The organism is Microcoleus sp. Pol17C6 (assembly GCF_036701145.1).
Lineage (GTDB): Bacteria > Cyanobacteriota > Cyanobacteriia > Cyanobacteriales > Microcoleaceae > Microcoleus.
The window spans coordinates 1-10242 of sequence record NZ_JAUBQH010000104.1 but is presented as its reverse complement, the minus strand read 5'-3'; the positions used below and the strand labels follow the sequence as shown (position 1 = coordinate 10242).

The 10242-nt window shown below is 45.6% G+C and carries 11 protein-coding genes; 7 read left to right on the top strand and 4 right to left on the bottom strand.

Features of this window, described 5'->3' with window-relative positions; genetic code table 11:
• Window positions 1-101: 101 nt before the first annotated feature.
• From QUA25_RS27950 to QUA25_RS27940, 3 genes are all read left to right on the top strand, one after another.
• Window positions 102-893, top strand: a complete 792-nt coding sequence (locus tag QUA25_RS27950) for a hypothetical protein (RefSeq protein ID WP_333042880.1) — start codon at window positions 102-104, stop codon at window positions 891-893.
• Window positions 886-2844 carry a hypothetical protein gene (locus tag QUA25_RS27945; RefSeq protein ID WP_333042877.1) on the top strand — a complete coding sequence of 653 codons (1959 nt, stop codon included), beginning with the start codon at window positions 886-888 and terminating at the stop codon, window positions 2842-2844. Before QUA25_RS27950 ends, QUA25_RS27945 begins: the two co-directional genes overlap by 8 nt.
• Before the next feature lie 67 nt (window positions 2845-2911).
• Entirely contained in the window at window positions 2912-3076 is a 165-nt protein-coding gene (locus QUA25_RS27940) for a hypothetical protein (protein ID WP_333042874.1), read from the top strand.
• Between the two features lie 205 nt (window positions 3077-3281).
• On the opposite strand, the gene QUA25_RS27935 is transcribed toward QUA25_RS27940, so the two are convergent.
• Together QUA25_RS27935 and QUA25_RS27930 are read right to left on the bottom strand one after the other, a co-directional pair.
• Window positions 3282-3560: a hypothetical protein gene (locus QUA25_RS27935; RefSeq protein ID WP_333042872.1), complete on the bottom strand. Its 279-nt coding sequence runs from the start codon at window positions 3558-3560 to the stop codon at window positions 3282-3284.
• 68 nt (window positions 3561-3628) lie between these two features.
• On the bottom strand, window positions 3629-4543 hold the full coding sequence (locus QUA25_RS27930) for a M23 family metallopeptidase (protein WP_333042871.1): 915 nt from the start codon (window positions 4541-4543) through the stop codon (window positions 3629-3631).
• A gap of 316 nt (window positions 4544-4859) precedes the next feature.
• On the opposite strand from QUA25_RS27930, the gene QUA25_RS27925 reads away from it, so the two are divergent.
• Window positions 4860-6080, top strand: a complete 1221-nt coding sequence (locus tag QUA25_RS27925) for an HhoA/HhoB/HtrA family serine endopeptidase (RefSeq protein WP_333042869.1) — start codon at window positions 4860-4862, stop codon at window positions 6078-6080.
• 305 nt (window positions 6081-6385) lie between these two features.
• Here QUA25_RS27925 and QUA25_RS27920 read toward each other — a convergent pair whose 3' ends face one another.
• Together QUA25_RS27920 and scpB are read right to left on the bottom strand one after the other, a co-directional pair.
• Window positions 6386-6733 carry a DUF760 domain-containing protein gene (locus tag QUA25_RS27920; RefSeq protein ID WP_006635907.1) on the bottom strand — a complete coding sequence of 116 codons (348 nt, stop codon included), beginning with the start codon at window positions 6731-6733 and terminating at the stop codon, window positions 6386-6388.
• 42 nt (window positions 6734-6775) lie between these two features.
• The gene (scpB, locus tag QUA25_RS27915) at window positions 6776-7291 is read right to left on the bottom strand and encodes an SMC-Scp complex subunit ScpB (RefSeq protein WP_006635908.1); all 516 of its coding nucleotides are present in this window, start codon (window positions 7289-7291) and stop codon (window positions 6776-6778) included.
• 261 nt (window positions 7292-7552) lie between these two features.
• Here scpB and QUA25_RS27910 point away from each other — a divergent pair, with 261 nt between their 5' ends.
• The 3 genes from QUA25_RS27910 to QUA25_RS27900 all read left to right on the top strand — a co-directional run bounded on the left by QUA25_RS27910 (window position 7553) and on the right by QUA25_RS27900 (window position 9463).
• A complete protein-coding gene (locus QUA25_RS27910) occupies window positions 7553-7948 on the top strand; it encodes a hypothetical protein (protein WP_333042867.1) in 396 nt (131 codons plus the stop codon).
• Between the two features lie 230 nt (window positions 7949-8178).
• Window positions 8179-8397, top strand: coding sequence for a hypothetical protein (locus QUA25_RS27905; protein ID WP_333042866.1), 219 nt, complete (start codon window positions 8179-8181; stop codon window positions 8395-8397).
• Window positions 8398-8620: 223 nt separating this feature from the next.
• Window positions 8621-9463 carry an IS630 family transposase gene (locus tag QUA25_RS27900; protein ID WP_333042864.1) on the top strand — a complete coding sequence of 281 codons (843 nt, stop codon included), beginning with the start codon at window positions 8621-8623 and terminating at the stop codon, window positions 9461-9463.
• Window positions 9464-10242 lie beyond the last annotated feature (779 nt).

Genomic DNA, 10242 nt, shown 5'->3' with positions numbered 1-10242 from the left:
CTCGAATGCAGGAACCTCGCTCTATCTTAAAAGGTAAACAGGCCTTGCGATCGAGACTTTTTCAGTGACATTGGACTACAGATGGCAATTTTCTCAGTCGATTGTTGGGGGAAGTCAGTGCTAAGTTGGGCGGAAAAAAGTTAGTTTTTGTTGTGGATGCCCTCGATGAAGTCGATATGAGCGATCAGGTGCGTGGCAGCAATGTCCTCTATTTGCCAGATGTTTTGCCGGATAATGTTTATTTTATTGTCTCGAAGCAGCCGAAAACTCTGCCTTTGCCAAATCATCAGGTTTTCGATTTGATGCAGTACAGTGCAGAAAGTTTGGCGGATGTCAAGGTTTATATTGATAAACGCACCAGCAACAGCGCGTCAATTCAGAGTTGGATTAACCGTCAAAATTTGCAGCGCGAACAGTTTGTGGCGGCGGTGGCGGAAAAAAGCCAGAATAATTTTATGTACCTGCGCTATGTGCTGAATGATATCGATAGCGGCAAGTACAGCGATGTGACTTTGAAAGATTTGCCGAGGGAGTTGGAAGGATATTATGAGAAGCATTGGGCGCGGATGGAAATGGCGGTTAAAGATAGGGAATTGCGCCGCCGGAAGTTGAAGGTGATTTATTTGTTGACCAAAACTCGCAAGCCGGTTTCCTGCGATATTTTGGCGGATTTTGCTGAAGAAGATGCTTTGGATGTGCAGGAAGTTCTCGATGACTGGGAACAGTTTCTGCGGCGTAGCGGTGATAGTCCTCCCGATTACAGTATTTATCACGCGAGTTTCCAAAGATTTCTGCATCGTATAGATGTGGTGCAGAAAGCTGGGGTTTCGCTGCGGGATATTGAAACGGCGATTTCTGATAATTTGTGGGAGGATTTGTACGGCGATGAGTAAGTTTAAAGAACGGTTGAAGAAACTGTCGCCGAAAAAGCGGCTTTATGCTTTGGAAACTCTGCCGGGGCATTTGGCGGAGAGTGTTCAAGGGGAACGGTTGCATCAGTTGTTGACGGATTTTGATTTTATTGAGGCGAAGTTGGATGGGGTGGGGGTTCAAGCGTTAATTGAGGATTACGATTTGGCGAGAGTTTCTGATGTTTTGCTGTCGGAGGGGCAAACGGAAAGTTTGGGGTTGATTCAAGGGGCAATTCGGAAGTCCTCGCACGTTTTGGCTCGGGATAAAACCCAATTGGCAGTGCATTTGTGGAGTCGATTGCTGGCTTTTGAAATACCTGAAATTCAGCGACTCGTGGAACAAGCTAAGCATTCGAGAAATAGTCCATGTCTGTGGCCTTTGAAGGCTAATTTGGAAAGGGCAAATGAGGGTGCGCTGCGGACGCTTGTCGGGCATACTGGCTGGGTAACAGCAGTGGCGATCGCACCCGACCGTAAAACAGCGATTTCCGGTTCACGGGATCAAACCCTGAAAATCTGGAACACCGAGACAGGCTGTAAACTGAAAACTCTCACCGGTCATACTCGTGAGATAGAAGCAGTGGCGATCGCGCCCGACGGTAAAACAGCGATTTCCGCTTCGGAGGATCAAACCCTGAAAATCTGGGACACCGAGACAGGGTACGAACTGAAAACTCTCACCGGTCATAGATCCTCAGTAAATTCAGTAGCGATCGCACCCGACGGCAAAACCGCGATTTCCGGTTCATGGGATAACACCCTGAAAATCTGGGACACCGAGACAGGCACCGAACTGCGAACCCTCACCGGTCATACTGGGTCGGTAAATGCAGTGGCGATCGCACCCGATGGCAAAACAGCAATTTCCGCTTCACGTGATAAAACCCTGAAAATCTGGGACACCGAGACAGGCTGCGAACTGAAAACTCTCACGAGTCATAGTAACTGGGTAAATGCAGTGGCGATCGCGCCCAACGGTAAAACAGCGATTTCCGCTTCACATGATAAAACCCTGAAAATCTGGGATACCGAGACAGGCTGTGAACTGAAAACTCTCACTGGTCATAGTAACTGGGTAAATGCAGTGGCGATCGCGCCCGACGGAAAAACAGCGATTTCCGCTTCCGAGGATCGTACCCTGAAAATCTGGGACACCGAGACAGGTCGGGAACTGAAAACACTCACCGGTCATACTGGCATGGTAAATGCAGTGGCGATCGCACCCGACGGCAAGAGAGCGATTTCCGCTTCATGGGATGAAACCCTGAAAATCTGGAACACCAAGACAGGTCGGGAACTGAAAACTCTCACGGGTCATAGTAGCGGGGTAACAGCAGTGGCGATCGCACCCAACGGTAAAACAGCGATTTCCGCTTCATGCGATAACACCCTGAAAATCTGGGACACCGAGACAGGCTGGGAATTGACAACTCTCATCGGTCATACTTTCGGTGTAAACGCAGTAGCGATCGCACCCGACGGCAAGACCGTGATTTCTTCTTCAAGTGATAGCACGCTGAAAATCTGGGACACAGACAGCGGTTGGGAATTGACAACTCTCACCGGTCATACTGGCTATGTAACGGCAGTAGCGATCGCACCAGACGGCCTAACAGCGATTTCGGCTGCATGGGATAAAACCTTGAAAATCTGGGACACCAAGACAGGTCGGGAACTGAAAAATCTCACGGGTCATACTAGCGAGGTAAGGGCAGTATCGATCGCACCCAACGGTAAAACAGCGATTTCCGCTTCAGACGATAAAACCCTGAAAATCTGGGATTTGCTTAATGGCAAAGAAATTGCTAGTTTCAGCGGAGATGCTGAGTTTAATTGCTGTGCAATTTTGCCTGATGGAGTGACAGTTGTAGCGGGCGATTCGTTGGGCCGGGTGCATTTCCTGCGATTGGAGGGAGTTAGCGGCGATCGATAATCGGATTTTTGGGTCGATTCGGGCGATCTAATTTGAAATCCTCGGCGGTTGAAACCCCGGGTTTTTTATGGATGGGCGATCGGGTTTTTGGGTTGATCGGGCGATCGAATTTGAGAGAAATGTGCGATCGGGTTTTTGTGTTGATTGGGGCGATCGAATTTTTGTGGATGGGCGATCGAATTTGAGAGAAATGTGCGATCGGATTTTTGTGGATGGGGGCGATCGAATTTGATTTGTTAGTCCGTTAGTTAGTCCGCGCCAGGGGCTAGTTGGTTCGTTGCCGAGTCCGCCAGGGGTTGAAACCCCTGTCTCATAGCGAAAGTCCTCTGAAAGAGGACTGAAGAGTTAGTTGATGTGTATCGGTTTCATGCGAATTTTCAGTCGGTTTCAACCGACTTTAGCTATGAGACGGGGGTTTCAACCCCCGGCGGGCCGTGTCACAAAGCAGACAAATTTTCACTCGGTTTCAGGGCGATCGAATTTGAGAGAAATGTGCGATCGGGCAATAAGTTGTTCACCAATAAGTGATTAATAGGAACCCGATTAGTGCGATCGTTACTTGTTTCTCGGATTCCATCAGGTTCAAAAATATTGTGAGTAAAATAAACGGGGTTTGCGTCAGTTGTTTTTGTAAGTGAGTCTGGTAAAATGTTGGTAACATATTTTTGGGAATAGGCAATCGTGTAATAATTCTGCTGCCTATCTTTTTTTACCACAACACATCTCAATTCTTACCCCGTCTGGATTTGGGGCGGCTTCTCACCCCCCCAGCACACTAAAAATCCTATTTTTTAACAGTAACTTGCAAATAAAGCAGCGGGTCTTCAGCAACCCAACCCAAACCCGAATTGTAGCGAACTTCAAAATGCAAATGAGATGGCGGAATGTCCCGTTTTCCCGTCATCCCCACAGTTCCCAACACTTCTCCAGACTGCACTTTTTGACCGACTTTTACGGCAATATCTTTCAAATGAGCGTAGCGCGTTTGCTTCCCCGCTTCATGGTTCACCACCACTAAATTCCCGTAATCCCCCTGCGGCCCGGCAAAGGCGACAGTCCCCTCGCCCGTTGCTAAAACCTGCGTACCCTCCGACGCCAAAAAATCTACGCCGCTGTGGAAAAAAAATTCTCGCCGCCCCGGATGCAATTGCCGCCCGTAACGCAAAGCTTCCACTGCTGGGGCGGGCAGCGGAAATCCTTGCACCGATGGCGTTGCATCGGGATTGATAGAATGCCCGATCGACCTATTCACCGCAGGCACAAACACCGTTTTCCCCAAAGGCCTGCACCCATTCGCCTCAAATAGCAAATCTGCGGGCACTTTGTAAGCTTCTGCCAGTTTTTGCCAATTCCAGCCCGCAGGCACTTCTACCTCGATGCCACTGTACGGAGGAATGACGATCGCACTTCCAGCAGATACTCCACCGCCCCGCAACGTCGGATTTATCCCGATCAGCGCCGCAGGAATCACATTGTACTGCCGCGCGATGCTTTCTATGGTTTCGCCCTGGGCCACAGTATGGCGGCGCAACCGAGACCTAGCCGGACTCGGGCAATCGCGGGCAGGGTCAGGGTTTTCTACAGGTATACCTGAAGGAAGATTTGCAGGTGGGATCTCGGTATTTGCCGCCGTTTTCCCAACGGGTGCGATCGACCAAATTAGTGCAGAAATCACCGGAAATAAGCGTTTAAACCTCATGATCTACAGAAAAAAGTATTCATTTGGGACAGTTGACAATTTTAAAATCCTGTGAAACTCCATATTTACAAGCTCTAGCCACCCCCCAGACTGTAAATCCCAGGCTAAGCCAAGTTAGGATGAGAATTATTAGTTTGAGTCGCTCTTGGCAAATCCGGCAAAATTGCCTGTGATGCCCCTCAGCGCCAGCCAGTTAACAGCTATGTTCTTGAGGAAGCGGTACGCCCCGCCCCGCTTCCTTCCCGTCACCAAGACAAAAACGCTTGTTGATTCCGAACGTGTCTGCGGGGATGAGGTATCTAGCGGGAGTTATTAAATGAGTTTATCTTTTAAGCAAGCGACCCTTTATGTGACTTTGCTGTCAATCGGCGGAGGTATGGGATGGTTGGGAAATCGCTATCTGCAAGGCTCAAACAATCTGGAAACCGGATTGGTTTTGCCAGTAGTACGCCAGCAAATCCCCCCCTATCCCTCTCCTCCTGTTCTGGAAAATCGGGCGGTCGATCGCAGCAACCCCAATTTTATTGCTGAAGCAGCCGAAAAAGTCGGCCCGGCTGTAGTGCGGATTGACGCATCGAGCAAGGTGGCGAATCAAGTACCCGAAGCATTCAAAAATCCTTTGTTTCGTCGGTTTTTTGGGGAAAATTTGCCGCAGCCGGAAGAACGAACCAAGAGAGGTACGGGTTCCGGGTTTATTCTCACTCCTGACGGCCGCATCGTTACTAATGCTCACGTTGTCTCCGGGACGGATACTGTCAAGGTGACGCTCAAAGACGGCCGCGAGTTTGAGGGTAAGGTGCAGGGAGTCGATCCGCTGACGGATGTCGCTGTGGTTAAGATTAATGCTAAGGAACTGCCGCAGGTGGCTTTGGGTCGATCGGACAATATTGTACCGGGACAGTGGGCGATCGCGATCGGCAATCCTTTAGGTCTCGACAATACCGTGACTGTGGGCATTATCAGCGCTACGGGTCGATCGAGTTCCCAAGTTGGCATCCCAGACAAGCGAGTTCGCTTTATCCAAACCGACGCCGCCATCAACCCCGGCAATTCTGGTGGCCCCCTGCTCAATGACCAAGGCGAAGTAATTGGCATCAATACCGCTATCCGCGCCGACGCTCAGGGCTTGGGATTTGCAATTCCGATCGAAACCGCCAAACGAGTTTCCGATCAGTTATTCGCCAAAGGTAAAGCCGAACATCCCTATCTCGGCATTCAAATGGTCAGCTTAACTGCCGCCACCAAGGCAGAACTCAACAAACAGCTCGATAATAATAAAATTACCCTCGATCAAGGCGTAGCCGTGGCGCGAGTCGTGGAAAATTCCCCCGCTCAAAAAGCCGACTTGCGCCCCGGAGATGTCATTCTAAAAGTTGACGGAATTGCGGTTAACACTCCCGGTGACGTGCAAGAACGGGTGGAAAACACTGCTGTGGGCAAAGAACTCGAACTGGAAATTAACCGTGTGGGTCAAGTTCAGAATATAAAAGTACGTCCGGGTGCTTTTCCCCTATCGGGTAGCTCCGCCGGTGGGTAATACCATTTGAGATTTTCGATTACAGAATTGGGAATGACTTAGGGGATAAGGATTTGGAGCTTACCTACAGTTGCTTTCTTTTGGGAAAAGCCTATTAGTTGCAAACGGTGGAGGATGAAAGATAAATCTGATGCTTTATAGTCCTGGACGTAGCAACCGGGTTTTTTCACCAAAATCCTTGGTGTAGGGCGAGGGATACCCGGTTAACAGCCCGGTTTCTTAATTCCCTGTGCCTCCATGATTCAGGATTATGGATTTTTCTGAACAACTTTCATCTTTCGGGCTTCCCCAACCCGTTGATCTTTTTACTTGTCTTTGGGCGAGTTTGGTTGAATCGAGCTGGTGCTTGCTAAATTTTCTTCTAGGTGCATCCTCTGCTCCATTTGCCTCAAAAAATAGCCTGTCATCATCGCTGAAGCTAGCAAACCTGCTAAGTTTTCGCGGTCAGTGGTAATTTCGACGTTAAAATTTTCTGAAGGCAAAACGCCGACCAGTCCTTGAACGTTATGAGAGATAATTTCTCTGATGTCGGGGCTGACGGACTTGGCGACGCGGGCTAGAACCTCCGGGGATTGGTGTTGGAGGTACTTCAGCAGTGGATTGACTGCGGTTTGTTGAGCATTGGATGTGTCAAAGTCAGGGTGAAAAACCATTTGGCGATTCTTAATTTCTGGCTGGTTACATTCTACTTCAAACTACTCGTCATTGCTTGGGTACAAATTTGCCTGAAAGTCAATTTGCAATTGTTTTGGGAGTTGGTCTACTTGAAAGTACCTATGAAATTTCTCGGTAACTTGTAACCAATACGACCGCCCCTCAGCCGGCCGCCGTTTGCGGACGAAACCCATTTCTACAAGTTCCTGCACTTGTTGGTAAGCTCCTGAACCTCGCAAGTTAACTAAATCTGGCTGAGCGATGCCGCCTTTGAGGGCGATCGCAGCCAGCGTCCGCAAAGCTCCCACACCTAATTCTGGAGGTATTAAAGTTTGCATTAAACTGGCAAACTCTTCTCTGAGTTGCAGGCTGTATCCCGTGGGGGTTTCGACGACTTCTAATGCACTGTCGCGGTGGGACGAGTCAGACATGAGTTCGATGATGGCGTCTTCGGCTTCGGCTCGATCGCACTTGGCAATCTCGGCAATTTCTGCGATCGACACTGGCTGACCTTTTAGGTAAAGTATGGCTTCTATTGTGGTGGCTAAGCGAGTCATTTGGGAATTAGTAACGAGGAATTGGGACGTTGAAAGAAAGAGGAAGAAGCAAGGAAGAAGAAGGACTCAGGAAAACAACAGTTATCCGTATTTCCGTAACTTCCGTGTCGTGAATAATGAGAGTTAGGAATAAACATTCCCCTTACACAAATTATTAATAGTGTAGGTTAGGTTGAGAAACAAAACCTACACTATTAATTTTATTTTTTTATATAAGTTCGAGACGCAGAAATATATAACGTTTCTGGCTCTCCTGAGCTTATGGTAAAATATATCAACCAATACAGAGGACGGGATTATGACCGATTTTTGGAAAAAAAAGATGGGGTGAGTCTTGTCAAGAAGCCCCATCATTTAAAAATGTTACCTCAATCAGACCAAATTTGTTTCCAACAGCAGCTCAAAAACGCTGAATACTTGACTCTGACTATTTTAGTTTTTCTGCTCCCAACCCATAAACAAGTGAGTATTGAGTTATTGGCGAAATTGATGCCATCCCCTATCATGTTTGAGAGCCGCCGACGTTCTATTCAACGATTTCTTAAGGTACCTATCCTCAAGATTGAAAAGCTTTGGTTTCTTCTGCTTAAATATATCTGGAGAACTCAATTTAAAAATAAACAAGAGTTGAAGGTCGCGATTGATAAAACGCAGTGACCAGATAAAAATCTGTTGATGATTAGCCTGATTGGGGACAAGAGAGCTTTACCATTGTACTGGCAGATATTGCCTTTGCTGTGGGTGTAGCAACCTCCGAGAACAACAAAGCTTAATCTGCCCCATTCTTGGTCTGCTAAAAATTTATAAAATTGTCCTTTTAGGAGACGCCTGAATTTCCGAGCGTTAAGCTTGCAAGTGGGCTGTGTGAAAAGAACATAAGGTTTGTTTTGAGAGTAAAACAGGGACGCTATATTCAAGAAGAAGGAGAGGAATTTAAGCGGTTAAGTGAGTGTGGTTTAGTACCAGGTACGAGCTTTTATTTGACCGGAGTTAAAATCAGCAGCAAGTATTGGGATGTTTTGATGTCGCTGGTTATAGGCAACGAAAATATTGAAATAGTGGCGAAGATGAAGGCTGGTATTTACTCACCAATATCGGCAAATTGAAACTAGCTGTAACAGCGTTTAAATGTCGCAGTCGTATCGAAGCAATGTTTAAGGACTGTCAAACAGTCTGCTATAATCTTCAAAAAAGTTACCCTTGTGACGACCGCCTAAAAACTTTAATATAAAACTTTAATATTCTTAATAGCTTTAGCTTATATAGCAATCCTAAATCATTATCATGATTATGGTACAATTATATGCAATACTTAATTATGACAAAAAAATGAATAACTTACAACTTTCACAAAAAGATATGGAAAAAGAAATAGCCCAATTAGAATTTTTCATTAAAAGTAATATCGATGCAAGAGAACTAAAACGAGCAATAGCTGTAAGGATGGCGCTCTCAGGTAATATCTACCATGAAATCAGCAATATTTTAGGTGTAAGTAATTTTTTTATTGGTGATTGGAAAAAACAATTTACAACCCAAGGCATCGCCGGAATCAAACTAGGACATAAAGGGTCAAAAGGCTATTTAACAGCTCGACAAAATACTGAAGTGAGCGAGTGGTTAAAGAATAAAGAAAATTGTAATTTAGATGAGCTAGTTACTTATTTAGATCAAGAATTTGGTGTGATATATAAATCAAAACAGAGTTACTATGAACTTTTCAACCGGGCAAAAATTAGTTGGAAAAAAACTCAAAAAACCAATCCTAAATTTGATAAAGAACTGGTAAAAAAAAAGACAGAAGAAATTAACGATATTTTATTTAAAAACAAGGCTGGTATAGAATCGGGGGAAATAATAGTATTGTTTTTAGATGAATGTCATCTACTTCATGGTGATCTAACTGGTTATGTTTGGGGTCAATCTAAAATCAGAATTGAAGTCCCAATTACCAATGAAAAAGATAGACAAACTTATTTTGGCGCACTCAATTATCAAAGCAAAGAATTCCATGTTCAGAGCCATCCATCAGGTGATGGAAAATCAACAGTTAAATTCATAAAACACTTACAGAAGAAATATAAAAATCGCAAGATTATCTTGATTTGGGATGGAGCTAGTTATCATAAATATGGAGAATTTAGAGACTTTTTATTAGACACTCAATGGTGACAAAAAACCTGATGATTGGTCAATTACTTGTATTTTATTTGCTCCCAATCCTCCCCAACAGAATCCCGTTGAAGATATTTGGTTACAAGCTAAAAACTTTTTAAGAAAGTATTGGTATTTATGTAGGTCTTTTAAGATTGTCAAATTTTTGTTTGAGTTTTTTACTAAGGAACATAAATTTGATTTCCCCAAAATACGTCAATATACTTACACAGAGAAAATCATTTAGGATTGCTAGAGTTGTAGGATTTTACAAAGACACAAGCTCAAGGTTATGGGAATTCAGAAATACATCGGTCGCCTTACTGATGCGATGCGAGCGCAACAACGTCATAGTAGCTTTTGGATTGGATGATACAGCCAATCGTGGGCGGAGCGAAGCGGAGGGAGCTTGGCCATGCAACTATTGGGGAATTGATGAAAATTAGACGCAATCAGCTCCTCTTCTCTCAGAGAGGTTTGAGGGCTATGTCATTAATTTTATCCAGCTTTTGACTTTTCTTGTCACTGCGTCAGGAGGTTTTATTTAAAAGTAGTTGGAAGGATTGAAATATTGTCTATCTGCAACCTGGGCGTTTAACAACCGAGTTCAGGATGGAAGCGGATTGGTGCAACTGCGTCTTTCTAGAGACCCCAAAAGTTGTCAGGGAAAAAAACGCTGAAGACTGCAGAGAATTAAGTCATCAATCACCATGTAGAAAGAGAGGTCAAGCCCTCGGTCTATTAGTACGCCTCAGCTTCATCCCTCTCAGGACTTCCACTTAACGCCTATCAACGGG

Excerpts from the sequence above, each read along its gene's own strand:
- scpB (WP_006635908.1), bottom strand. The coding sequence starts at position 7,291 with ATGACTCGCTTAGCCACCACAATAGAAGCCATACTTTACCTAAAAGGT.
- QUA25_RS27900 (WP_333042864.1), top strand. The coding sequence starts at position 8,621 with ATGAATAACTTACAACTTTCACAAAAAGATATGGAAAAAGAAATAGCC.
- QUA25_RS27945 (WP_333042877.1), top strand. The coding sequence starts at position 886 with ATGAGTAAGTTTAAAGAACGGTTGAAGAAACTGTCGCCGAAAAAGCGG.
- QUA25_RS27940 (WP_333042874.1), top strand. The coding sequence starts at position 2,912 with ATGGATGGGCGATCGGGTTTTTGGGTTGATCGGGCGATCGAATTTGAG.
- QUA25_RS27925 (WP_333042869.1), top strand. The coding sequence starts at position 4,860 with ATGAGTTTATCTTTTAAGCAAGCGACCCTTTATGTGACTTTGCTGTCA.
- QUA25_RS27920 (WP_006635907.1), bottom strand. The coding sequence starts at position 6,733 with ATGGTTTTTCACCCTGACTTTGACACATCCAATGCTCAACAAACCGCA.
- QUA25_RS27930 (WP_333042871.1), bottom strand. The coding sequence starts at position 4,543 with ATGAGGTTTAAACGCTTATTTCCGGTGATTTCTGCACTAATTTGGTCG.
- QUA25_RS27910 (WP_333042867.1), top strand. The coding sequence starts at position 7,553 with ATGGTAAAATATATCAACCAATACAGAGGACGGGATTATGACCGATTT.